General features: G+C 43.1%; 24 protein-coding genes and 2 pseudogenes. 14 read left to right on the plus strand and 12 right to left on the minus strand.

The window, feature by feature from the left end; genetic code table 11:
- Together arsS and JEU20_RS01715 are read left to right on the plus strand one after the other, a co-directional pair.
- Positions 1–957 (plus strand): arsenosugar biosynthesis radical SAM (seleno)protein ArsS, encoded by a 957-nt coding sequence (gene arsS / locus JEU20_RS01710; RefSeq protein ID WP_198243396.1) that lies wholly within the window; start codon positions 1–3, stop codon positions 955–957.
- A 100-nt stretch (positions 958–1,057) separates the two neighbouring features.
- The gene (locus tag JEU20_RS01715) at positions 1,058–2,161 is read left to right on the plus strand and encodes an AI-2E family transporter (RefSeq protein ID WP_198243397.1); all 1,104 of its coding nucleotides are present in this window, start codon (positions 1,058–1,060) and stop codon (positions 2,159–2,161) included.
- Between the two features lie 10 nt (positions 2,162–2,171).
- Here the strand turns inward: JEU20_RS01715 and JEU20_RS01720 are convergent, their stop codons facing one another.
- Genes JEU20_RS01720 through JEU20_RS01730 form a run of 3 tightly spaced genes read right to left on the minus strand, consistent with a single transcriptional unit; the run spans position 2,172 to position 4,598 of the window.
- Complete coding sequence (locus tag JEU20_RS01720; protein ID WP_198243398.1) at positions 2,172–3,587, minus strand: PhoH family protein; 1,416 nt, start codon at positions 3,585–3,587, stop codon at positions 2,172–2,174.
- A gap of 2 nt (positions 3,588–3,589) precedes the next feature.
- Positions 3,590–4,066, minus strand: coding sequence for a peroxiredoxin (locus JEU20_RS01725; RefSeq protein WP_198243399.1), 477 nt, complete (start codon positions 4,064–4,066; stop codon positions 3,590–3,592).
- A gap of 7 nt (positions 4,067–4,073) precedes the next feature.
- Complete coding sequence (locus JEU20_RS01730; RefSeq protein WP_198243400.1) at positions 4,074–4,598, minus strand: glycine cleavage system transcriptional repressor; 525 nt, start codon at positions 4,596–4,598, stop codon at positions 4,074–4,076.
- A 149-nt stretch (positions 4,599–4,747) separates the two neighbouring features.
- Between JEU20_RS01730 and JEU20_RS01735 the strand changes: the two genes are divergently transcribed.
- Complete coding sequence (locus tag JEU20_RS01735) at positions 4,748–6,094, plus strand: SPOR domain-containing protein (RefSeq protein WP_198243401.1); 1,347 nt, start codon at positions 4,748–4,750, stop codon at positions 6,092–6,094.
- Between the two features lie 155 nt (positions 6,095–6,249).
- On the opposite strand, the gene JEU20_RS01740 is transcribed toward JEU20_RS01735, so the two are convergent.
- The 4 genes and pseudogenes from JEU20_RS01740 to JEU20_RS01750 form a co-directional block, all read right to left on the minus strand.
- The gene (locus tag JEU20_RS01740) at positions 6,250–7,626 is read right to left on the minus strand and encodes a hypothetical protein (protein ID WP_214657276.1); all 1,377 of its coding nucleotides are present in this window, start codon (positions 7,624–7,626) and stop codon (positions 6,250–6,252) included.
- A gap of 184 nt (positions 7,627–7,810) precedes the next feature.
- Positions 7,811–8,200: a CZB domain-containing protein gene (locus JEU20_RS15745; protein ID WP_425356699.1), complete on the minus strand. Its 390-nt coding sequence runs from the start codon at positions 8,198–8,200 to the stop codon at positions 7,811–7,813.
- Positions 8,192–9,124: pseudogene (locus JEU20_RS15750) on the minus strand (methyl-accepting chemotaxis protein); the annotation flags it as partial. The gene JEU20_RS15745 and the pseudogene JEU20_RS15750, both read right to left, overlap by 9 nt.
- A 124-nt stretch (positions 9,125–9,248) precedes the next feature.
- Positions 9,249–9,767, minus strand: a complete 519-nt coding sequence (locus tag JEU20_RS01750; protein ID WP_198243403.1) for a PAS domain-containing protein — start codon at positions 9,765–9,767, stop codon at positions 9,249–9,251.
- Positions 9,768–10,035: 268 nt separating this feature from the next.
- On the opposite strand from JEU20_RS01750, the gene JEU20_RS01755 reads away from it, so the two are divergent.
- The gene (locus tag JEU20_RS01755; protein WP_198243404.1) at positions 10,036–11,100 is read left to right on the plus strand and encodes a DUF763 domain-containing protein; all 1,065 of its coding nucleotides are present in this window, start codon (positions 10,036–10,038) and stop codon (positions 11,098–11,100) included.
- 249 nt (positions 11,101–11,349) lie between these two features.
- Here JEU20_RS01755 and JEU20_RS14895 read toward each other — a convergent pair whose 3' ends face one another.
- The 5 genes from JEU20_RS14895 to JEU20_RS01780 form a co-directional block, all read right to left on the minus strand.
- Positions 11,350–11,538: a YybH family protein gene (locus JEU20_RS14895; protein ID WP_245395054.1), complete on the minus strand. Its 189-nt coding sequence runs from the start codon at positions 11,536–11,538 to the stop codon at positions 11,350–11,352.
- A 114-nt stretch (positions 11,539–11,652) separates the two neighbouring features.
- On the minus strand, positions 11,653–12,666 hold the full coding sequence (locus tag JEU20_RS01765) for a sulfite exporter TauE/SafE family protein (RefSeq protein WP_245395055.1): 1,014 nt from the start codon (positions 12,664–12,666) through the stop codon (positions 11,653–11,655).
- A 2-nt stretch (positions 12,667–12,668) separates the two neighbouring features.
- A complete protein-coding gene (locus JEU20_RS01770; protein WP_198243405.1) occupies positions 12,669–13,283 on the minus strand; it encodes a hypothetical protein in 615 nt (204 codons plus the stop codon).
- Between the two features lie 217 nt (positions 13,284–13,500).
- Positions 13,501–14,238, minus strand: coding sequence for a class I SAM-dependent methyltransferase (locus tag JEU20_RS01775; RefSeq protein WP_198243406.1), 738 nt, complete (start codon positions 14,236–14,238; stop codon positions 13,501–13,503).
- Positions 14,235–14,543, minus strand: coding sequence for a DUF1244 domain-containing protein (locus JEU20_RS01780; RefSeq protein WP_198243407.1), 309 nt, complete (start codon positions 14,541–14,543; stop codon positions 14,235–14,237). Before JEU20_RS01780 ends, JEU20_RS01775 begins: the two co-directional genes overlap by 4 nt.
- Before the next feature lie 108 nt (positions 14,544–14,651).
- Here JEU20_RS01780 and JEU20_RS01785 point away from each other — a divergent pair, with 108 nt between their 5' ends.
- The 10 genes and pseudogenes from JEU20_RS01785 to JEU20_RS01830 all read left to right on the plus strand — a co-directional run bounded on the left by JEU20_RS01785 (position 14,652) and on the right by JEU20_RS01830 (position 22,833).
- Complete coding sequence (locus JEU20_RS01785; RefSeq protein WP_198243408.1) at positions 14,652–14,939, plus strand: hypothetical protein; 288 nt, start codon at positions 14,652–14,654, stop codon at positions 14,937–14,939.
- 15 nt (positions 14,940–14,954) lie between these two features.
- The gene (locus JEU20_RS01790; protein WP_198243409.1) at positions 14,955–15,506 is read left to right on the plus strand and encodes a septation protein A; all 552 of its coding nucleotides are present in this window, start codon (positions 14,955–14,957) and stop codon (positions 15,504–15,506) included.
- Complete coding sequence (locus JEU20_RS01795) at positions 15,506–15,808, plus strand: YciI family protein (RefSeq protein WP_198243410.1); 303 nt, start codon at positions 15,506–15,508, stop codon at positions 15,806–15,808. The genes JEU20_RS01790 and JEU20_RS01795 overlap by 1 nt, the downstream gene beginning before the upstream one ends.
- A complete protein-coding gene (locus JEU20_RS01800; protein ID WP_198243411.1) occupies positions 15,805–16,083 on the plus strand; it encodes a BolA family protein in 279 nt (92 codons plus the stop codon). Before JEU20_RS01795 ends, JEU20_RS01800 begins: the two co-directional genes overlap by 4 nt.
- On the plus strand, positions 16,084–17,136 hold the full coding sequence (locus tag JEU20_RS01805) for a peptidylprolyl isomerase (protein WP_198243412.1): 1,053 nt from the start codon (positions 16,084–16,086) through the stop codon (positions 17,134–17,136). It abuts the gene before it with no gap.
- A gap of 136 nt (positions 17,137–17,272) precedes the next feature.
- A complete protein-coding gene (locus JEU20_RS01810; RefSeq protein WP_198243413.1) occupies positions 17,273–17,806 on the plus strand; it encodes an HdeD family acid-resistance protein in 534 nt (177 codons plus the stop codon).
- Positions 17,807–17,839: 33 nt separating this feature from the next.
- Positions 17,840–18,871: an HlyD family secretion protein gene (locus JEU20_RS01815; protein ID WP_198243414.1), complete on the plus strand. Its 1,032-nt coding sequence runs from the start codon at positions 17,840–17,842 to the stop codon at positions 18,869–18,871.
- A complete protein-coding gene (locus JEU20_RS01820; RefSeq protein ID WP_198243415.1) occupies positions 18,868–20,604 on the plus strand; it encodes an ATP-binding cassette domain-containing protein in 1,737 nt (578 codons plus the stop codon). The genes JEU20_RS01815 and JEU20_RS01820 overlap by 4 nt, the downstream gene beginning before the upstream one ends.
- A pseudogene (locus tag JEU20_RS01825) lies at positions 20,601–21,729 on the plus strand (ABC transporter permease). Before JEU20_RS01820 ends, JEU20_RS01825 begins: the two are co-directional and overlap by 4 nt.
- Positions 21,730–22,833, plus strand: a complete 1,104-nt coding sequence (locus JEU20_RS01830; protein ID WP_198243416.1) for an ABC transporter permease — start codon at positions 21,730–21,732, stop codon at positions 22,831–22,833.
- Positions 22,834–22,874: the final 41 nt, after the last annotated feature.

Raw genomic sequence — 22,874 nt, forward strand, 5'->3', positions numbered from 1 at the left:
ATGCGTAATACTCAAGCTTTATTACTCGAAACCGATTTTCCAACGATTTTTCGTAGCACATTAAATACTTTGCAGATGAATCTCGGTTATTTATGCAATCTGAGTTGTCAGCATTGTCATGTCAATGCTGGGCCTAAACGTACCGAATTGATGGATAAGGACACCATGAAAACTGCGCTGGCCGTTATTGAGAAATATCAGTTGGAAATATTGGATGTTACCGGTGGTTCACCTGAAATGAATCCGCATTTTAAGTGGCTGGTCAAACAGGCACGCGCATTGGGCGTCAAAGTCATCGACCGCTGTAATCCAACCATTCTACTGGAGCTAGGCTATGAAGATTTGGTTGATTTTCTGGCTACCGAACAGGTCGAAATTACCGCGTCATTACCCTGCTATCTGGAAGATAATGTCGATGCGCAGCGTGGTAAAGGCGTGTTTAAAACCTCTATAAACGCATTGAAAAAACTGAATGAGGCCGGCTACGGAAAAACCGGTTCTGATCTTGTGCTTAACCTGGTTTTTAATCCACAAGGCCCTACTTTACCGCCAGAGCAAACCAGTTTGGAAGCGGCATATCGTGAGTTCTTACAGCAAAACTTTGGTCTGGAATTCAATCATTTATTCACCATTACTAATATGCCGATTCAACGTTTTGGTGCAGTTTTGTTGGCAAAAGGTCAGTTTGAAAATTATATGAATGTCTTGAAACACGCATTCAAACCTGAAAATCTGAATCAAGTGATGTGTAAAACCTTGTTAAGTGTCGATTGGCAAGGGTTCGTTTATGATTGTGATTTTAATCAAATGTTAGATTTACCGATGGCAGGGAGGCAACGGCATTTGTCGGATTTATTGCATCATGACTTTTCCGGGCAACGCATTGAAACCGGTGATCATTGTTATGGCTGCACGGCGGGACAAGGCTCAAGCTGTACAGGTGTCCTGCAAAAATAATTACCTAATGTTGTGCGGCCAGCCCATATTTTTTGTAAGCTGGTCGATTTTGAAAGAATAAGGTATAGTCCACATAAAATAATAATTAAACCGGCCTTACATGTCTTCACCTTCTGTGGAATATTCATCTGCTACGTATTGCAAAAAATTTATCCGGCGTTTTCTGCCCAATGAACAGGCGGTTATATTAGCCATTATCCTGATTGTCAGCACCTTATTGATCTATTGGTTGTCGAATCTGCTGATGCCGGTTATTTTTTCGATCATCCTGGCCTATTTGTTGGAAGGCTTGGTACAAAAGATTGAACACAAAGGGATTCCGCGTTTAATTTCAGTTTATATTGTTTTTTCGACCTTTATGGGCGTTTTAGGCTATATTCTGTTTGTCTTGATGCCAATGGTGACTCAACAGGCCATGCAGTTGGTACAAAATATTCCACAAATTATTAAACGCGCCCAAGCGGAGGTGATGCGTTTACCTGAGTTATACCCACAATTTGTCACTGAAGACAGGATCCGTGACATCATGTTTAAAGTTCAGCAAGAGCTGTTAAATTATGGCCAGGATTTGATTTCTAGTTCGGCGGAATCGGTCGTAACCATGGTTTCCGCTATTGTTTATTTGTTTTTAGTCCCGTTAATGGTATTTTTCTTCTTAAAAGACAAAGAAATATTATTGAACTGGTTTATTCGTTTCTTACCGCGTGACCGGCATTTAACCGTTAAAGTGTGGCGCGAAGTCGATATGCAAATCGGCAATTATGTACGAGGGAAATTTCTGGAGGTGTTCATTCTCTGGTTTGCCAGTTATGTGGCATTTTCCAGTTTGCATTTGAACTATGCCATGTTATTAGCTGTTTTTATGGGGCTTTCGGTTATTATTCCCTATGTTGGTGCTACACTCGTAACCTTCCCGGTGTTAATTGTCGCCGCCGTACAATGGGGTGTCAGTTCAGACCCCTTTATGTATGTGGTGATTGTTTACGGCATCATCCAAGCCATTGATGGGGTTATTCTGGTGCCGTTATTATTTTCGGAAGCGGTCAATTTGCACCCCGTTGCCATTATCGTCGCAATCTTGTTTTTTGGAGGGCTGTGGGGCTTCTGGGGGGTGTTTTTTGCCATTCCTTTGGCCACGCTGGTCAAAGCCGTTATCAATGCCTGGCCGCGCTTGGAAGAACCCGAGTTGTTAAACGAAATGTGATACGACCTGGCTACAAAATGTCGGAAGCATAATCGGCCAGGCGTGAGCGTTCACCTTTGCGCAATGTAATATGGGCACTGTGACTCCAATTTTTAAATCGGTCGACCACATACGTCAAACCTGACGTTGTCGCGGTAAGATAAGGTGTGTCGATCTGCGCTAGATTGCCAATACAGATAATTTTACTGCCAGGGCCCGCCCGGGTAATCAAGGTTTTCATCTGTTTAGGCGTCAGATTCTGTGCTTCGTCAATAATCAGATAACGATTTAAAAAAGTTCGACCCCGCATAAAATTAAGCGAGCGAATCTTGACCCGGTTCATCATGACATTGTGCGAGGCATCTTTTTCCCAGTCATCATCACCGCTGCGGCTGCCTAACAATTCAAGATTATCCATCAAGGCTCCCATCCAGGGTGCCATTTTCTCTTCTTCCGTTCCGGGTAAAAAACCGATGTCTTGACCGACGGGAACGGTTTCCCGCGTCATGACAATTTCCTGATAAAGTTTATGCTCTAAAGTTAAAGATAAGCCAGCGGCTAATGCTAATAAGGTTTTCCCCGTTCCTGCTGTCCCTAACAAGGTGACGAAATCAATTTCAGGATCGAGTAACACATTTAATGCAAAGTTTTGCATCCGGTTTTTTGCGGTAATTCCCCACACACTGTTGTGACGATTGTAATAATCTTTTGCCAATTCCAGCGTGGCATTTTCGCCATCACATTGACGAACGATCGCTTCAAAATTATTACCCTCTTCAATATAAACAAACATGTTCGGATACCAGTCTTTAACAGAAGGACTGGTTACTTTGTAGAATGTCCGTCCTTGTTCAATCCAGGAGGTCATGTTTCTCCCCTGTTCGTTCCAGAATTCCTTCTCCAGTTGCGTTGTTCCGGTATAAAGCAAATCAATATCATCCAGTGTTTGATCGCTATGGTAATCTTCCGCACATAAGCCTAAAGCCGCCGCTTTAATGCGCATATTGATATCTTTGGAAACCAGAATAACGTTTTGTTCAGGATGTTCCTTGCTGAGCGCCATGACCACGCTGAGAATCGAATTATCGGCAATTTGCCCCGGCATGGAGTCTGGCAGCAGATAGTTAAGCTGGCGTGTTTGCAGAAACAAACGGCCGTTGCTTTTACCATTACCATTCGGTGCGTGTTCAATACGCGATAAAGGCAAACCATTTTCAATCGTGCTCTGATCCGCGCCTTTAACCAGTTCATCCAAAAAACGACTGGCCTGACGAACATTACGAGCCACATCGGACAAGCCTTTTTTGGCATGGTCAAGCTCTTCTAGCACCACCATCGGAATAAAAATATGATGTTCCTGAAAATGGAATAGGGCGGTTGGATCATGCATCAAGACATTGGTATCTAACACGAACAATTTGCAATGGTGGTCGGCTTGCTGAGTCATGATTATGAGGCGCCCTCAAGTTGCTTCAAGTAGTCCAGAACATCCTGAACATGCGTTTTGACTTTGACCTTACGCCATTCCTGGCGTAATTTACCCTCTTCGTCGATCAAAAATGTACTGCGTTCGATGCCACGTACTTGTTTGCCATACATATTTTTCATTTTAATGACATCGAATAACTGGCACAGCTTTTCATCTTTATCGGCTATCAGATCAAACGGAAAGGCATGTTTACTTTTAAAACCCTCGTGGACTTTGACACTATCGCGAGAAACGCCGAATATGACGACATTGTGCTTTACAAACTCATCACAATGATCGCGAAAGTCTTTGCCTTCCTGCGTACAGCCGGGCGTATTGTCACGCGGATAAAAATACAGTAAAACCTTTTTGCCACGAAAGTCTGAAAGTTTGATGGTTTTTGCGCCGGTCGCTTCGGCTTCAAAATCGGGTACAGTCTGGTCAATTTCTACAGTCATTTTTATTTTAATGTTGTTTAACGGGTTCAAAAATAGCATCTAAATTGATATTGTCGCAAAATTCCAATAATTCTTCCCGTAACGATAAAATCCGGGTTTCGGGGCGAATGACGACAATCATGCGTATGATCAGCATCTGACTGCTGGTATAAGAGGAAATATGACAGAACGAGGTCGCTTCTTCAATATGCACATCATGACTTTCAATAAACTTGAAAAGGTCTTGCAGGATATCGTCCCGGTAAAGCGATAATGTTTCCAGCACATACGCAATGCCTTCAACCGGCGCGAGTTGTGCTGGGCGATGGGTATGAAGCGTAATGTCCGGATTGTGATCAAAATGCGCCAGAAAGCTTTCCAATTTAGCAATATGGTTCCATTCGCCTTCGGCTAACACATAACAGAAAGGGGTTGTTGAAAGCTGCGAGGTTCGAAATTCGATAATATGGCAGTCACAATTGGTAACGGCTGAAACCAGATCGGTTAAAAATTTTTGTGAGGTTCGACAGACTGCAGTAATGGCAAGGCGCATAAAATGATTTTTTCTTTCTATTCTAGCGAATAACTTAAAATAAAAAAAAGTAATTTTTAAATTTAATGTGAAATTTTATCTATACTTTACCGAAAGGCATCTCATTACGGCTTCTCTTTAATTTTTTTAGATTTAAAACAATACCAACTATGGCAGAATCATCTGAAAACAACAATCAATTAACCAGCAATACCGGCGATGAATTTGATGACATGCTGAATGAAGCCAGCGCTTCTTTGAATGATGAAACGGAAGCTATGGTTGACGATGAAGATGCCATTGATAAATTGTTGATGGATAACGCCCTAGAAGATAATAACGCTGATGATGATTTTGCCGAAATCGATAAATTATTTGATGGTGATGATACAGAATCAGCCGGTACGCCGCTAAAAGACACCGATATTGTCGATGAATTTGCCGATGATGAATTTTCTGATGATTCAGATGTTCCTGAGGATGACACGCCTGAAACACAGCCCGACAACAACGATCAAGAAGACATTATTGCCGATTTTGATATTACCGCTGACGATGATAATTCAGATGAAGACGCTGATAATACGCCTGCCGCTGAATCGTCAGCCAATGAGTCCGTCTCTGAAACGCCGGCAGAGCAGGGGAGAGATGCTGACGAACAACAGAATATTGCACTTGCAGCACTCACCTCACAACTCACTTTGTTGCAGAATGCACAAGACAGTCTTCGCCAACAACTCGATGAAGTCAGCCAAAAAGATGTTAGTGCTGAATTAAAACAGCAGATTGAGACGCTGGAGTCCGCACAAAAGTCGCTTAAACAAAAAATATCAAAGCTGGAAAGCAACAAGCCAACCTTGGTTTATGCCGCATTAGGCGTTGCCATCGTGGCATTATTGGTGAGCGGTGGTTTGGGTATGATGGGAATGTCGGCCAATTCAAAAGTGGACGAATTAACCGAAACGGTCGTTTCAATTGAGGAGCAAGTTGATTTTTTGATGCAGCAAAATTTAGTTAAAAAGCTGGAAAGCGCCAACAAACGCATGGACAAAACCGGTTCGGATATTGCTTATCTGAAATCACAGTTGAGTGACATTAAAGAAACACTGAAAAAACAGGCGGATGCCAAAGAATTTGAGAAACTGAAATCACAACTGACTGAAATCCAAACGCAAAATTTGCAAATGGGTGAATTGGTTGAAGATTTACAGCAGCGGCTGGATAGATTGCAAAGCAGTAGAAAACGTTTGGCTCAAAAAAGCCGTAAACGAATCAAAAAGATTCAAAATTGGGAAGTCAGTCTGATTGCTTATCGACAAGAATGGTATGCTCGGCGTAAAGCGAAAGAATTCAGCAAGCAGGGTGTGCCTGTTCAAGTCGTAAAGATACGCAATAATGGGGAGACCTGGTATCGTTTAAAAGTCGATGGCTTTAAAACCAAATCAGAGGCTTTAGCTTATGCTGATAAGGTGAAAAAAACACTGAATCTGCCTTCTGTCTGGGTAAAAAAACAATAGGTAACTACTCACCCCTTCAGAAACACTGGGCGTAGGGTATTGATTTTTCAGGCTTGTGCAACAAGGATGTTGCACAGAGCTACATGGATGTATCTACGCGTCCTTAAAAATCAATACCCTACGGCCACTAAATGATTACCGTGCGAGTAATAGTTTTAAAGATTTCCGCTCTCAAGGATGGAAATCTTATAACGCATCAGATAAGGCGTGTATTCGATTAAGGTAAGCAACATGATCGTTTTATCCGCAATTTTTATCTGATCTCCAGGTTTCATTTTACTATTTTGAATTAATATCTCAGGTTCATCTGTATGCTCATTGAGCAGAATAATATTGATATCGCGTTCATTTTTCGGATTATGGTATGTGTAGCAATTGTTCAACTCCGATTGAATCATCTGAACCAGAACCCGTTGCATTCCAAGATGAGGTAATGTTTTTTGTTGTCGGCTTATTCCCAATCGTATGGCGTTTCGTTTATTCGCCAAAATAATAAGCTCACCATTATTAAGCGATAAACTTTTAGCCTCAATCAGGAAAAAGTCTGGATCTGTTGTCGGCTGAAATTTAACCGGTGTCAGATTGTTTTTGCTGTTGTGAATGTGACTATTTTTAATGCTGATTATTTCAGTTTGCTCAATCAAACCCTCCTCAAAATCCAAAGGTTCAAGCCCAAGATCTAAAACGTTATTTTCTACAGTCGCAGAGCTTATCTGTCCAGAACCATGGCTGAGTTGTTGGATACGGAGTATTTTTTGGCGATCTTTCAAATATTGAAAACAAGGCTCAAAGCCTGCGACCATATTAAAAATAATCGGGGCAGAAGGGCGGTTATCAATAATCAGTTTTTGATAACCGATTAAATACCGAAACAAACTTTTTTGCTTTGTTTCTGCGATATCGAGGTGAATTTTATTATTTTCAATGACTTCTTTTAATGCCTGTGTATCAATAAAAATATCCTGAGGTGTAATGCTTTGATCCAACTTATTTATTTGCCTTGGAAGCCCCTCCAGAGTATCCCAATAAAAATTGATTGCAGTGGGAAGATAAGAAGACAACGCCAGCAAATCACCAAATTGATTGGCGAAATTAAAAATAACCCGACATTCTTGTTCGCTATGGTATTGAACAGTACAAAGTGCAAACAAAATATTACGTTTAATCACCGCATCAATTGTTTTTTGAGGAAGGAAAGCGGGGATTTTGGTGCTAACAGAATCCGTTAAATAGTGCTGGCTAAGTGCATATTTATAAAGTTCAGCGCTGATCGTTCCTAAAGTATCCGATAAGGGTGAATGAAGGCGATGTCGAAAAAACATATCTTGCCCCGCCATTTGCAAGGCGAAAAAAATTGCGAGTCTTTGTTCATCCGCCGTTAACGCCTTTTGCGTATGAAGACGATAAAACCCTAAACAAAGATACCGATACAGTTGTAAGCATAAACGCTGGGTTTTACGCTGTTTTGCTCCGTTTTGTGATTTAGAAATTTCGATAATCTCATCAATAATCCGTAAGATTAGTGGCGTCAACTGCTGCAATAATACTAGGTGATCACGCGCATGGCCTTGGTAATCTTTTGCTTGTTTCAGTGTTTTATACAGCTGATTGCCGGCCTGGACAGGATTAACCGATTGAATTGAATCTAGTATTTGTTGCAGAATTTTTTGATTGAATGATTCTGAGAATGGCTCGGTCATACTGATTTGCAACGCTTCAGACTGCATTCCCCATTGTGTTTTCTTCAATTACCTTCTCTAACAACGTATTTATTTCAAGACTATACTTCTCAAGCCCTTTAAAATCCTCAATAATCTGTTTTTGAATTTCAGGACTTGTTTGCCAAGTGTCTCTGAGATGCTCTAGTGCAGAAATCATGTAGCGATGTACCTGTTCATGAGGCTGCTTGATCTTGGCATACGTGGTCAGATGACCATAATGCTGTTGCCCAGCACCGTGATCTAACCATTGTCCGAGTTCACATTCAGAGTCTGTTACATTGACATAATTTGCCGCCTCGGAGTCAGGCCCGGTTTCAACTGCCCGATAGCCTTGCTGGACATAAATCATTTGATTGACTTTAGCCAGTGCAATCTCGGCCACCATTTGGGTGTAATGGACTTTTTGATAGGTTTCTTGTGATATTTCACTGACTTGGTCTATATTGCGCTCAAACTCACTGATTGCAATTTTTGACTCATCGGTCATGCTAGCCATATTTTCGGTGTCATCCACAATCAACTGAGTGGCTTGAGTAAACTTTTTAATCGTTTCATTGATGGATTCTGTTGCATTTTTGGTATTTTCGGCCAAAGTGCGTACTTCGTCGGCGACGACAGCAAAACCGCGCCCATGCTCGCCGGCGCGAGCCGCTTCAATCGCGGCATTGAGCGCCAATAGATTGGTCTGATCAGCAATTTTGGCAATTAAGGAGGTAACATCGGTAATCGCCTTACTACTTTGGCTTAATTCCAGCGAAGAATCTTTCATGGTGTCAATTTTCTCGATGATATTGGTTAATTTATTAATCACCGAACTCAAAGAGGCTTTGCTGTCGATAGCAATGCTGGAAGCCTGGCTGGAAATGGTTTCAACTTGTTGCATCTGATCGGTAATGGTTTTCAAATCGTTTTCGGTACGATCCAGGCTGGAGAGTAAATTTTCTGTTTTCATCTGGCCTAATTCAGAAAACAACTCATCGCGCATCGTACGACGGTAATTATTTTTCATTTCCTCCAGAGAAATATCAATATTCTTTAAGCCTTTGGCAAACAAGCCATTCAAGCCTTGTGACTGGGTATGCCGATAAAATTGTTTATTGCGTGCTGCATCAAAACAATTATTTGCCTCACGCATATAAGTTTCGATTTGGTCTAGTGCTTCGTTCAGGTTCCAGGCTAGGTCTTTTAATTCAGCATCCTCTGGAATACCTGTTACCCGGTATTCCAATCTCCCATGTACAATTTCATTACACATTTTAAAGAGTGAATGAATCAAGCCTAGCTCTTTCTTGGATTGCCTAAAAAACATAAACTGTACGAACAGAGCAAACAGTAGGCCAATCAAGGGGGGCAACTCAAAGCCATGCTGATAAAGGCTCCAGGCTGATAAAACAATAATGCTGCCAGTCAGCAATAAGGTGGTATTTTTAGCATTAAAGAGAAAGAATGTATTCACGGTAGTCTTTTCCTGTCGGTTGAATCACATTGTCAAGAACTTGTCTGCCTGCGGCAATGGCATGACGGCTTCCCGCCTGTTTTTCCGCCATCAACATGTCATGATAGAGAGCGTCGATGATTTGCAACTTTTGGGGGTCAGGCTTACGCCGCACAGAAAAAAAGCCGATGATGTTATTTTGCTCGCCATAACTGGGGGTTACCGTGGCAAACACCCAATAAAAAGAGCCATCCTTATGCATGTTTTTGACATAACCGAGAAATTCATTACCCGATTTAATCGTTTCCCAAAGTAACGCAAAAACCGAGCGGGGCATATCGGGGTGGCGTACAATATTATGTTGTTGTCCTAGCAATTCGGCTTCGCTATAGCCTGAAAATTCAATAAAAATCTGGTTGCAATAGGTCAGCCGGCCGGACGGGTCGGTTTTGGAAACAATGAAATCCTGTTCCCGCATAATGCGTTCTTTATTTGTGGGTGTGATTTTATTTTTCATTTAATGTTCTCGACACATAAAGAAATCAGCTGTTTTAAAAGGCAATCATGATATTGTGCATTTGAGTATAGTTTATGAATTTAAATTTACAAGGTAACTGCTCACCCGGTTGTGTTTTAGCCGGAGTAGGCCATTGATTTATCAGGACACGTGAATACATCCATGTAGTTCTGCATAACATCCCTGTTATGCAAGCCTGATAAATCAACAACCTACACCTGCTTTTTAGAGGGGGGTGAGTAGTTACTTTACAAGATAAGAGACACAGATGAGAACAGGATATAGCCAGTTACCTTTACATGGCGGCAGGGCACCACGTTGGTTGTTTGAGCGTATGACGCGTCTAGCACGCGAAATTATCTGCCATCTGGTTTATGAATATGGCGCAGAGGGAGCTTTAAAGCGTCTTTCCGATCCATTCTGGTTTCAAGCCTTTGGTTGTGTATTGGGATTTGACTGGCATTCTAGCGGTTTGACGACCACGACCTGTGGTGCGCTAAAAGAAGGAATTAAAGATATGCAGCACGAGCTAGGGTTCTTTGCTGCAGGCGGAAAAGGCCGCGTTGCACGCCGCACACCTCAGGAAATTGAGCAAATTTGTATTCGAATGGGTTACGATGCCAATACGCTAATTCGCGCTAGCCGCTTATCGGCAAAGGTCGATAGTTCGGCAGTTCAGGATGGTTATCAGATTTACCACCATGCGTTTTTCTTTACCCAATCAGGGCAATGGTGTGTCGTGCAACAAGGGATGAATGAAGACTCCGGCATGGCCAGGCGTTACCATTGGCTGGGAAATGAACGGACTGATTTTATCAATGAACCACATTTAGCCGTGTGTTGCGATCACCGTGGCAAGGTACTGAATTTTGTTGCCCGGGAAAGTAAAATTTCGCGCGAGCGCGTTACACAACTGGCCGCACAGCCAGAAAAAGAACTGGAAACGCTATGGCTGAAACAGCCGGAATTGATCATGCCACGCCGTCACTGGGTGCGCCGTGAAGACATCAACCCCAAATATTTGCAGCGCATTCTGTTAAAAACCTATGAACACATGCCGCAAGATTTTGAAAGCCTGTTGTCGATTCAAGGTGTCGGTTCAAAAACCTTACGCGCGTTAGCGTTAACCGCCGAATTGATTTATGGCACGAAAACCAGTGTACGTGATCCAGCACGTTTTTCGTTTGCACATGGCGGTAAAGACGGAACACCTTTTCCAGTCGACAAAGAAAGTTATCAACATACGATTGATATTTTGCACTCAGCATTGAATCGAGCGAAGGTCGATCACAGTGAAAAACGAGAAGCCTTCAAGAGGCTGGCGCGGTTTTAGAGTTTTACGTAAAGTAGTGAATGATGAATGGTAGATTTCAAATTCGCATAATGTATATTATGTTAAATAATGTAATATCAATCTTAGCCTTGTCCAGCTAACACATAAATGTTTGTGAAACTCGATCCCGTCGCATTGAGCTGCATAAATTCCGCAGCTTTAATGCCGTTCTGGTTGACATAGTACAGCACCAGGCTGTGTTCTCCGGTCAGCACCTCCAGAACCTGGAATTTTAGAGTAGGATAGGCTTCAACCTTTGATAAAATACCGTCTGACCGCATCCTTTCCTTTCACTTCTGCCTGGTCTAGCAATTTTGCCGCGATCGGTGACACCAACACAATATCGTCGGCATAGTGCTGCATAATATTGTCGATGTCATGAGAATTCCAGGCATGTTCGCATTCTCTGGCAAACTGTTGTGCAAATAAATTATCCATCGTAGTTTTTCCAGCTTGATATCTCATAGGCTAATAAGCCTTCCCCGTGCAGTGATTTCATTGATCATTGTGCTTTTTTGATCAAATAATCGATAATGTCAGTTGTTTTGCTATTTATCCATCCGTTTCATGTCTCCACACCTTCTTACTTCGGGACATTTGATAATAAGCGAATGAGAACAGTAAAAACACAGCTAAACTGCTAATAGCAATATTCATTGTTAAAGGAATTAAAAGCAGTGAACTTAGCAATTCAATTGCGATTAAAAATAATAAAATGGACACAATGTGTTCATTGCGCATGCGGTTGCAAAGATAAACGCCTAAAGGTGCCCCAATGACCACAACCGGGATAGCCGCCAGCCAGTACATTTTTACAGTACTATTAAAGCTATCTGTTACGAAATAATGCAACATAAATCCCGCAATGGCATTTATTGCCATCAGGATCACGGATGTCGGTGTCGATACTTTCTCGGTAAGCCTGAAAAGTAAAACCATAACTGAAAAACAAATAATATCGATACCGCTGCCTACTAGCCCTGTCATGGTGCCACCGATAAAGCCGCTAAACACGATTATGCCTTTTTCTGTGCCATAAAGTTTCGGCAGATACTGACTATAATGTCGCTTTTGCGTATTGAGCAATAACAATGCGAGCGCAAAACTAACAATCATGGCGGTAAACAACATTTTTACTAAAGCGGCAGAAACAAGTTGTGCAATCACAAGCGATCCGACACATAACCCAGGCAAACCGCCTAAACTCGCCCACAAGATAAAGCGCCAAGCTACATTAATACGCAGCACGATAATTGTTAGGCTAGCCGCTGTCATACCAATGCTTTGGATGGCAAGAGAAAATACCTTGGCATTTTGAGGATCAATATGCAATGCTTTGGTAAACACGGGAAAAGCAATTGCTCCCCCACCCTCGCTGGTTGCACCGGCAATGAATGAACCAACCGTCATGGTCAGCGTAATCGGCCAATTTTGCAGCAAAACAGCTTTAGAATCAGGTTGGGTATACAACCACCAAGCGATCCATACCAGTAAGGCTAAGATAACATTTATCGCCAGTGTTTTCTGGTAGAGGTTCTGATTGGCGTAAGAGATGTCCGTATTCAATGTCACTCAATCGTTTTGATCCAACGGCAACGCTCTGCAACCGCTTTTGCAATCTTGTCTTTTTTATCGCTGATGCCTTTGGCAATCAAGCCAACGACTCGGTCATCACTGTCATAGCCAATATGCGCTTCAGCTGGATTGGCCAGAGAACCTAAGCCAAAAACATCATATATTGGAGCTACATTGATTTGTATATTGGTGACATCAATGCATAAGCGAGAATCCAGATACTGCTGAACAAATTCCACTGGAATGGTGTAGCTTAATAAATCGTTCGGATCGCTAAACGCAATAATGGATGTTTGTTTTAACATTCTGGCCTGATATTTTTCGCCTTCGGGGGTGCAATAAGCTTGCCGCTGGTTATGTATTTTTGGAACCTTGCGCCCTAATTGCAGCATCGGCAACTGATTAGACATCATATAAATCGGGATGCTTTTCTGTTTTAAGGCTTCAACTAAGCGTATTTGTTTTGGGTTACTAGAATCTTGTGCTAATACGGTCGCAATACGTTGCAAGCCATCGATAACAATGCGGCTTCCTAGGCTATGGGAAACGAAGGCAAAACTATCCTGATGGAGTGATTCGATATTCAAGAGCTTACATTCTTGCTCCACATCATCTGGCAATGATGCCCAATCACCATTGATCATCCAGCAAAAGGATTGAGCAAAGGCGCGTAGAATATCATCGCGTTTTTGCCCTAGGTAAATAATCGGATCAGGACCTGACGATTACCTGGTTAACATGATTCGCTTGAAAAATGCCGCCGGAAACCTGTCTGAAGCCGATATTGATGCTATCAATCAGCTTTTAATTGCTGTCAAGCCTATCTCAAAGTGATTTGAAGGCAGTGACGCGGGCATTGACTTGATTACGATGGTCTAACCGAATCGACTCAAAGCCGTATGACTGTAATTGCGCGAGGGCTACCGATTCACGCATGACATGATTTTCGGATTCATCGCTGAATAAATGAATAATCCAGTGTTCTAATAAATCCAGTCGTTTCAGTTCAGTCAATACCGAAAAATACCCCTGCACTTCGTGTTGAATCAAGCGGGTATGCGCATCAACATCATCGAGCCCGTAACGATCGCCATTCACAAACAGCCCGCCCGGCTTTAATACTCGATGAACCTGGTGAATAACTTCTTCCCGGTAACTGTGTTCAAAATTATGCAAGGTGTAGGCACTGGCAACAATATCAACGCTATTTTCCTCAGTATTTTTAAGGGTGTGCAATACGTCTGCTAATACAAATTCTAATCTTCCTTCTTGTTGCCATTGCTGCAAGCTTTTACGGGCTTGGCTTTGCATAGTTTCGGCATTATCGACAGAGGTTATTTTCAAGCGCTCATTGGCCGCTAAAATAGCCAGCGTGGTAATGCCGGTTCCACCGCCTAGTTCCAACACCGACAAGTCATCATGTTTTTGTGTACAATACTCCCCTACTCTCTGCCCGACTAAATGGCTCATTTCTGCCGCTAACGGACAAATCAGCCGAAGCATATCGTATTCCTGGCCAATTATGCCGGAAAACATGCTATCAAAAGAGTGTTGTATGGTCATGATGAGGTATTTTTCTGTGCTTGTTTTTCCTGATAGGCCTTCATCTGTTCTTCAGTTGCCGGCAGTTGAAACTTTTCTTTCCATTCCTTATAAGGCATACCATAAATAATTTCCCTGGCCGCTTCATAATCAACTTCAACACCCTGTTGTTTCGCGCCTTCAACATACCATTTAGCCAGGCAATTACGACAAAAATCGGCCAAAATCATCAGTTCAATATTTTGTACTTCAGTATGCTTTTGTAAATGTTCAACCAGCTTGCGGAATGCTGCCGCTTCAAATTCAATGGTTTTATTGTCTGACATCGTTTTCTCCATAAAATTACCATTTTAACAGAAACCCTTAGCAGGCCATGTACATTCATGCTTGAAGGTTCTACAATTAAGCGATTCTTGTTTTTGTATCGTTGATCAATGGAAGTTTTACCGATTCGGTCGCCTGTTGTTTCATCACATGTCCCCTCACCGCCCAAAGGTTTTCAAAACTTACGGGAACTCGAAGCGGTTACGGCAGACAAAGATGCGCGTAACCAAGGCTTTTTGATCGAAGTCGTCGATCTTAGAATGCTGGCGAGCAAACGCGAACAATTTAAAACACAACAAAACCAGCCGCTGGATTTAAAAACCCAGCGTGCACTAAAAAGCTATCTTGACACCCATTTTCAATCCAGAAACAATGTGCAACTGGATTTATACGTTTAATATAAATATTCTAATATGAAACAACTGCTTGAATTTATCCCCATTATTTTATTTTTTATCGCTTACAAGCTTTACGATATTTATATTGCGACAGCCGTCGTTATCGTCGCTACCATTATCCAGGTCGCAATCAGCTGGATGCTCTATAAAAAAGTAGAGAAAATGCAGTGGGTTACGCTAGGTTTGATTGTCGTTATGGGCGGTGCGACCATTTATCTGCGCGATGAAAACTTTATTAAATGGAAATTGACCATTATTGAATGGCTTTTTGGAATTGTCTTTCTGGCCAGCCAATTTATCGGACAGCAACCTCTCGTGCAACGGATGATGGGTGCTAACCTTGAACTGCCGGATCATATCTGGCGACGTCTGAATATGATTTGGGCGGGTTTCTTTATCACCGTTGGCAGCGTCAATCTCTATGTCATGCATGCCTTTGATACCGATGACTGGGTGACATTCAAAACCTTCATTGTTCCAGGCTTTATGTTGGTGTTTATTATTATACAAATGATTTTTCTCTATCGTTATATTCCAGATGCTGGCACAGAAATGGAGGAAGATTAATGTTATATGCCATCATTTGCGAAGATGAGGCTGGCAGCCTGGAAAAACGCCTCAAAACACGTCCCGCTCACTTAGAACGCTTGCTCGCATTACAAGATCAGGGGCGACTGGTTTTGGCCGGCCCCTTCCCCGCTATCGATACTGAAAATCCTGGTGAGGCCGGGTTTAGCGGCAGCTTGATTGTGGCTGACTTTCCTAGTTTAACAGAAGCAAAAAATTGGGCGGAACACGACCCTTATCGTCAGGCCGGTGTTTATAAAAACGTAACCGTAAAACCCTTTAAACAAGTATTTCCACAATGACAGCAGAACATATAAAACAAAAACTAAATCAAGCATTACAACCCGACACGCTTGAAATTATCGATAACAGCGCCGCTCATGCCGGACACGCGGGCACACAAAGTGGCGGCGGACACTATCATGTCACCATCGTTGCCGAAATCTTTAACGGTAAATCACAAGTTCAGCGCCATCAATTAATTTATAAAGCCTTGGGCGATTTGATGAAAAATGAAATTCATGCCTTAGGTATTCATGCTCTAACCCCTTCGGAAAAAACAAAAGGAACGCAATAAATGAAAAAAACGCTCATCCCCGTTATTTTAGTCAGCTCTTCCCTGCTACTTTCAGGCTGTATTGAACAAAAAAATAATACAGATTCTACGCAAAATGCATCTGTCGTTAAAAAAGAAGATGCGGTTGCCGTCGTCAATGGTAAATATATCAGTAAACAGGAACTGGACCGCTTAAAACAGCAAATTTCCCAGCGTATGCAAGGTCAGTCAATTTCTGATCAGCAATTACTCGAAGAATTGATCCGTCGGGAAATTATTGTCCAGCAAGCTGAAAAAGAAGGACTGGATAAAACGCCTGAGTTTCAAGCCAAGTTAAATGAAATTAAGACTTCATTACTGACCCAGGCTTATTTACAGGATTACCTGAAAAAACATCCGGTAACCGACGAGGAATTGAAAGCCGAATACGATGCGATGATTGGCCAGCAAGGCGGCACAGAGTTTAAAGCGCGTCATATTCTGGTCAAAAGCAAAGACGAAGCCGATAAAATCATCGCTGAACTGAATAAAGGCGCCGATTTTGCCAAATTGGCCAAAGAAAAATCAACCGGACCTTCCGGCCCACAAGGCGGCGACTTAGGTTGGTTTACAGCAGACAAAATGGTCAAACCTTTCTCTGATGCTGTAATGGCGCTAGAAGATGGGAAATACACGACTGAGCCGGTAAAAACTCAATTTGGTTGGCATGTTATTTTGCGTGAACAATCCAGAAAACAGACGCCACCGCCTTTTGAAGCGGTAAAAATGCAACTGCAACCTATGTTGCAACGTAAAAAAATTCAACAGTTATTAGAGGATTTGAAAAAACAGGCTAAAGTTGAAATATTGCTGCAAGAACCGGTTAAGCCGAAAAGCATAGAAGAGACAGCCAAAACAGCTGTTGAACACGTTGAATCGGCAACCAAAGAAACGGCCGATAACGTAGAGAAAACGGTAGCCGAGTCTGCCGACAAGACTAAAGCAGCGGTGACTGATGCGGTCGAGTCAGCTAAACAAGGTGCTGAAAAATTAACCGAAAAAGCTACTGATTCGATAAAAGCTGTTACCCAATAATTTTCCCGCCCTTTAGAATCCACCTATCTGTTTAAGCCTCGTAAGAAGTTCTTACGAGGCTTGATTTTAATCCCAATAACCGCCATTATCAGAACAGCTTACAATTTATAAACACTAAACACGCAGGGAGAAAAATATGACTGTTCTGCACGAAGACCCTACCGAAGCCATGACTAGCCGTTTGAAAACAAGTGGCATCTTACTGATGATCTTAGGCCTCTTAGGGATATTTGTTCCACAAATGCTCTCATTATTTGTCGAGGGCTTTCTGGCTGCGATTATGCTAATTGGGGGCGCAGTTTCGGCCTACAATACCTATCATTTTAATCGTACAAACTTCACGGATTGGCTAAAGCCACTGATTTTAATTGTCGGTGGGTTTTTATTGCTGGTTTATCCTAGTTCAGGCATTGCGGCAATTATTTTGGTGCTGTCATTTTATTTTTTCACCGATGCATTCGCCAGCTTTGCCATGAGCTATGACCGTTACCCGCAGCCCGGTTGGTTTTGGATGACGCTGAATGGTGTCTTGTCCGCATTATTGGCGGCATTGATTCTGGTCGGCTGGCCCGAAAGTTCGTTGATGTATCTGGGGGTTTTCATTGCCATCAGCCTGATTTTTGATGGACTGGTTTTATTTATGCTGTCACGCGCAATGCAAATAGATTAAACCTGTTTATACTTTTACCCGGAAACTGAAGCCATGTCTAAGTCTCGCTTTATTGTCATTACGGGTGTTTTGATTGCATTAGCGATAATGTTTTATATTATTTCAACGCAATCATCCACGCAGAATAATGTAATAACCTTATACGGAAATATTGATATTCGTCAGGTTGAACTCACCTTCCACGACCCGGAGCATATTCAAAAGATGTGGGTTGAAGAAGGCGATAAGGTAACGCAAGGACAATTATTGGCCGAGCAGGATTTAGACAGGTTTCAGTACCTACTGGAAAAAGCTCGGGCGCAAGTCGAAGCGCAACAACAAGTTGTACTGCGACTGGTTAATGGCTCACGACCGGAAGAAATACGACAAACTCGAAACGATGTTAAAGCACTGGAAGCTCAGGTCGAATTTGACCAAAAAGAATATAACCGGCTCAAAAAACTGCTTAAACGCCATTTGACTTCAGCCGAATCGGTAGACCGAGCCTATGCACGATTGCGTACCGACCAGAAAAAACTAGCGGCATTAAAAGAACAATATCGCTTAGCCGTCATCGGCCCGCGCAAAGAAGATATTGCAGAGGCAAAAGCACGCCTGAAAATCTATCAGAACGATCTGAAACTGGCCCAAAAAAATCTCCAGGATGCACATTTATATGCGCCACATGCCGGCATTATTCAGGATAGAATTCTGGAACCTGGCGATATGGCTGATTTACGCACACCTGTCTTTACATTAGCACTGACGAATTCGGTTTGGGCACGGGTCTATGTTTCGGAAACGCGGCTTGGCCAAATCAAATATGGCATGCCGGCCCGGATATTCTCAGACAGTTATCCTGATAAACCCTATATCGGTTGGATTGGTTTTATTTCACCCACCGCCGAATTCACCCCAAAAACTGTCGAAACGCCGGAGCTTCGTACCAGCTTGGTTTATCAAGTTCGCATTTTCGCCTGTGATGCTCATGATGAGCTACGCCTAGGCATGCCGGTAACGGTTAAAATCGATACCACTGTCACAACACGCATAAAACAAGCCACGGATTGCCCAGTAGCATCATGACGGCAAACCGGCCGCTACCGCTGGATTTTCAGCATGTCAGCAAAACCTTCAGTATCGAAAAGCGTACGGTTGAGGCGTTAAAGCAACTCAGCCTTACGATCGAAGAGAATTCCGTTACCGCCCTGGTTGGGCCCGATGGCGCCGGCAAAACCACCCTGTTAAGGTTGGCAGCAGGATTGTATTTGCCAAATACCGGCCAAATTCGTATTTTTGGCTATGACACACGCCAATATAGCGATCAAATCCATGTCATGATCGGTTATATGCCCCAGCGTTTTGGTTTGTATGAAGACTTAACTGTGGCCGAAAACCTCAACCTTTATGCTGACTTACATCATGTTTCCATGGCGGACCGGCAATATCGGTTTGATGACTTAATGGTCATGACCGGCCTTTCAGCATTTACCGACCGCCTGGCAGGAAAACTATCAGGTGGTATGAAGCAGAAACTAGGCCTAGCCTGCACCCTGTTGAGTGAACCCCGTTTATTACTGCTCGATGAACCGAGCGTGGGGGTTGACCCAGTTTCAAGGCGTGAATTATGGCGTATTATTCAGCATCAGGTTAAACAGAAAGGCACCACAGTCTTATTGAGTACCGCCTACATGGATGAAGCTGAACGTTGTGACAAGGTGGTGCTGGTCGATGATGGCGAAATACTGGCGCAGGACACACCGGAACATTTTAAAGCGCATTTGAGCGGTCATTGCTTTCGATTGCAGCATACCCGCTTGACCCATCGGCAATTACAGAGCCGTCTGCACGCCTTTGAGGATATTATTGACTCGATTATTCAAGGGGAATCTGTTCGGGTTGTGTGCAGACAAACGAAATTACCTGATTTTCCAGCTGATATCGCTGAACACTTGAAGATCAGCCCTGCCGAGGCTGGCCTTGAAGATGCCTTCATCAGTCTGTTACGCAGGCGTCATCCCACCACGCCTCAACCCCCTTTACAACTCAATCATATAAACAGTAAAAATCATGCACTTGATGTGATTCGTGTCGAACAGGTCGACCGTTGGTTTGGTCAGTTTCAGGCAGTCAAAAAACTCAATTTCAGTGTAAAACGCGGGGAGATTTTCGGTTTACTGGGGGCAAATGGCGCAGGGAAAACGACAACATTCAGGATGTTATGCGGCTTGTTGCCCGTGTCTAATGGGCAGCTCAGTGTGGCCGGCGTTGATTTACGGACCGCCGCCGCTAAAGCACGGGCAAAAATCGGCTATATGTCACAAAAATTTTCGCTTTACGCCAATCTTAGTGTGCAGCAGAATCTGGATTTTTTCAGCAGTGCCTATGGATTGAAAAACCAGCGCCGCAAGCAGCGTATTCAGTGGGCTGTCGAACAATTTGACTTAAAAAAAGACCTCAACAGTAATAGTGGCGACCTGCCCTTAGGCTATAAACAACGTTTAGCAATGGCATGCGCCTTGATGCATGAACCTGAAATTTTATTTCTGGACGAGCCGACCTCGGGCGTCGACCCCTTGGCACGGCGCGAATTCTGGGCCCGAACCAATCAACTTGCCGCTAATGGCGTCACCGTCTTGGTGACCACACATTTTATGGAAGAAGCCGAATATTGTGACCGCCTGGTGATTATGGTTCAAGGGGAAGTTCTGATGACAGGTTCGCCTGCTGAAATCAAACAGCAGGCGATCACGGCCGAATGCCCTGAACCCACGATGGAGCAGGCCTTTATTCACCTGGTGGAGAAAAATCAATCATGAAAATAAGTCGTATGCGCCTTAAAGGATTGGTGTTAAAGGAGTTCCTGCAAATCTGGCGCGACCCCAGCAGCTTGGCCATCGCCTTCGTGTTACCTGTTTTTTTGTTATTGTTGTTTGGTTACGGTGTCTCACTTGATGCCAAACATGTCCCCATCGGTTGGGTGATAGAAAAAACGACACCGACAAGCAGCAGTTTTATGGCTGCCTTCGGTCATTCTGAATATTTTGAAAATCATCAGTATTCCAATATGGCAGAAGCTGAACGCGCGATGCAATATCGTAAAATCAATGCCATCATTCATTTAAGGTCTGATTTTAATCGCCAGGTTTTTAAACAGAACTCGCCAGCGATTCAGGTTATTGTCGATGGTATCGACGCCAATACCGCCCGTCTGGTTTCCGGTTATATTCAAGGTACCTGGTTCGAGTGGCTCAATCATTTGGCCATTATCAAAGGAATTCCGCTATCTCAAACGGTCGGGATTCAGCAGCGCATCTGGTATAACAGCCAGGTTTTAAGTAAAAACTTTTTAGTCCCTGGCCTAATTGCCGTCATCATGACCTTGATCGGCGCATTATTGACGGCGATGGTGATGGCACGTGAATGGGAACGAGGTACATTGGAAGCGATGATTGCAACGCCGGTCAATTTAATCGAGGTTTTATTGGGTAAACTCATCCCTTATTTTATTTTAGGCATGGGCGGCATGTTACTCTCCATCGGCATGGCAGTATTTTTGTTTGAAGTGCCACTACGCGGCAGCCTATGGTTACTGTTATTATGTGGTGTTTTATTTTTACTGGTGGCATTAGGGATGGGCTTATTGATTTCCATTGTCGCCAAAAATCAATTTGTGGCCGGTCAAATCGCGATTATTGTCACCTTCTTACCGGCCTTTATTTTATCGGGGTTTATTTTCGATATTGGCAGCATGCCGGAAGTCGTTCAGGGCTTTACCTTCTTGATTGCCGCCCGTTATTTTGTCGCCATTTTACAAACCCTGTTTTTAAGCGGCGATGTCTGATGTCTGGGGTGTGGTTTTGCCGAATATGGCGGCATTATTGCTCATGGCACTGTTCTTTTTCCTGATGACCTTAAAAAAATCTCCCCGGCGCTTGGAGTAAATGATGCTTTTTGCCCTGATTATCAAGGAATTTCTAGCTATCCTCCGAGACCCTAAAAGCCGCTTTGTATTGATTGGTCCACCGATTATCCAGCTTTTTGTGTTCGGCTATGGCGCAACCTATGATTTAAACCATGTGCCGATTGCTATTTATGATGAAGCAAACAGTGTTGAATCCCGGCGGCTGATTGCACGATTTGATGCCTCACCCGCATTTAGCCGGGAAATAACCCTGACTCATCAGCAGCAAATTGCAGAGGTACTAGACAACAAAGATGTTCTAGCTGTTATTCATATTCACCCCCAATTTGATCGCGATTTGGCACGTGGAAAAACGGCTAATATACAAATTATAATCGATGGCCGCGACTCAAATACGGCTTTAATTGCATTAAATTATATGCAAACCATTCTGGCGAAATACAACTTGGCAATGGCACAGAGGCACCATACCCCATTGCCAGCAGCTCGCTTACAGATTCGTGCCTGGTTCAATCCTAATCTTAACAGTCAGTGGTTTATCGTTACGGGGATTATCGGTTTGCTGACACTGGTTGTGACTGTTCTTGTCACAGCTCTATCTGTCGCTCGTGAACGTGAGCAAGGTACCTTTGATCAACTCCTAGTAACGCCGCTGACACCCTTTCAGATTCTGGTCGGTAAAGCGGTTCCGGGTTTGGTTGTCGGCCTACTTGAAGCCAGTTTTATTATCTTTATGGCGGTTTTCTGGTTCAACATTCCCTTCGTAGGGCATTTAAGTGCATTATATTTGGGGATTTTTCTGTTTGTTTTTTCGGTTATCGGTATTGGCTTGATGATTTCGTCAATTTGTGTCACTCAGCAACAAGGGCTGCTCGGTGCATTCTTGTTCATCGTTCCGGCGGTTATTCTTTCGGGCTTCGCCACCCCGATTGCTAATATGCCGCCACTGGTTCAGGACCTGACCCTGATCAACCCGTTACGCTATTTTCTGATTATTGTACGAGGTGTTTTTCTGGAAGGATTACCGGCTGAGGTTTTATTCAATCAATATTGGCCACTGGCCATCATCGGCTTGTTGACATTGAGTCTTGCGGCTTGGCTATTTCGGCATCGCATGTATTGAATTGTGCGATTTATCTCACAATCTATATAAATTCATATTGC

Source organism: methane-oxidizing endosymbiont of Gigantopelta aegis (assembly GCF_016097405.1).
Lineage (GTDB): Bacteria > Pseudomonadota > Gammaproteobacteria > Methylococcales > Methylomonadaceae > Methylomarinum.

Excerpts from the sequence above, each read along its gene's own strand:
- arsS (WP_198243396.1), top strand. The coding sequence starts at position 1 with ATGCGTAATACTCAAGCTTTATTACTCGAAACCGATTTTCCAACGATT.
- JEU20_RS01715 (WP_198243397.1), top strand. The coding sequence starts at position 1,058 with ATGTCTTCACCTTCTGTGGAATATTCATCTGCTACGTATTGCAAAAAA.
- JEU20_RS01720 (WP_198243398.1), bottom strand. The coding sequence starts at position 3,587 with ATGACTCAGCAAGCCGACCACCATTGCAAATTGTTCGTGTTAGATACC.
- JEU20_RS01725 (WP_198243399.1), bottom strand. The coding sequence starts at position 4,066 with ATGACTGTAGAAATTGACCAGACTGTACCCGATTTTGAAGCCGAAGCG.
- JEU20_RS01730 (WP_198243400.1), bottom strand. The coding sequence starts at position 4,598 with ATGCGCCTTGCCATTACTGCAGTCTGTCGAACCTCACAAAAATTTTTA.
- JEU20_RS01735 (WP_198243401.1), top strand. The coding sequence starts at position 4,748 with ATGGCAGAATCATCTGAAAACAACAATCAATTAACCAGCAATACCGGC.
- JEU20_RS15745 (WP_425356699.1), bottom strand. The coding sequence starts at position 8,200 with ATGGTGGCCGAGATTGCACTGGCTAAAGTCAATCAAATGATTTATGTC.
- JEU20_RS01750 (WP_198243403.1), bottom strand. The coding sequence starts at position 9,767 with ATGAAAAATAAAATCACACCCACAAATAAAGAACGCATTATGCGGGAA.
- JEU20_RS01755 (WP_198243404.1), top strand. The coding sequence starts at position 10,036 with ATGAGAACAGGATATAGCCAGTTACCTTTACATGGCGGCAGGGCACCA.
- JEU20_RS14895 (WP_245395054.1), bottom strand. The coding sequence starts at position 11,538 with ATGGATAATTTATTTGCACAACAGTTTGCCAGAGAATGCGAACATGCC.
- JEU20_RS01775 (WP_198243406.1), bottom strand. The coding sequence starts at position 14,238 with ATGACCATACAACACTCTTTTGATAGCATGTTTTCCGGCATAATTGGC.
- JEU20_RS01780 (WP_198243407.1), bottom strand. The coding sequence starts at position 14,543 with ATGTCAGACAATAAAACCATTGAATTTGAAGCGGCAGCATTCCGCAAG.
- JEU20_RS01785 (WP_198243408.1), top strand. The coding sequence starts at position 14,652 with ATGGAAGTTTTACCGATTCGGTCGCCTGTTGTTTCATCACATGTCCCC.
- JEU20_RS01790 (WP_198243409.1), top strand. The coding sequence starts at position 14,955 with ATGAAACAACTGCTTGAATTTATCCCCATTATTTTATTTTTTATCGCT.
- JEU20_RS01795 (WP_198243410.1), top strand. The coding sequence starts at position 15,506 with ATGTTATATGCCATCATTTGCGAAGATGAGGCTGGCAGCCTGGAAAAA.
- JEU20_RS01800 (WP_198243411.1), top strand. The coding sequence starts at position 15,805 with ATGACAGCAGAACATATAAAACAAAAACTAAATCAAGCATTACAACCC.
- JEU20_RS01805 (WP_198243412.1), top strand. The coding sequence starts at position 16,084 with ATGAAAAAAACGCTCATCCCCGTTATTTTAGTCAGCTCTTCCCTGCTA.
- JEU20_RS01810 (WP_198243413.1), top strand. The coding sequence starts at position 17,273 with ATGACTGTTCTGCACGAAGACCCTACCGAAGCCATGACTAGCCGTTTG.
- JEU20_RS01815 (WP_198243414.1), top strand. The coding sequence starts at position 17,840 with ATGTCTAAGTCTCGCTTTATTGTCATTACGGGTGTTTTGATTGCATTA.
- JEU20_RS01820 (WP_198243415.1), top strand. The coding sequence starts at position 18,868 with ATGACGGCAAACCGGCCGCTACCGCTGGATTTTCAGCATGTCAGCAAA.
- JEU20_RS01830 (WP_198243416.1), top strand. The coding sequence starts at position 21,730 with ATGATGCTTTTTGCCCTGATTATCAAGGAATTTCTAGCTATCCTCCGA.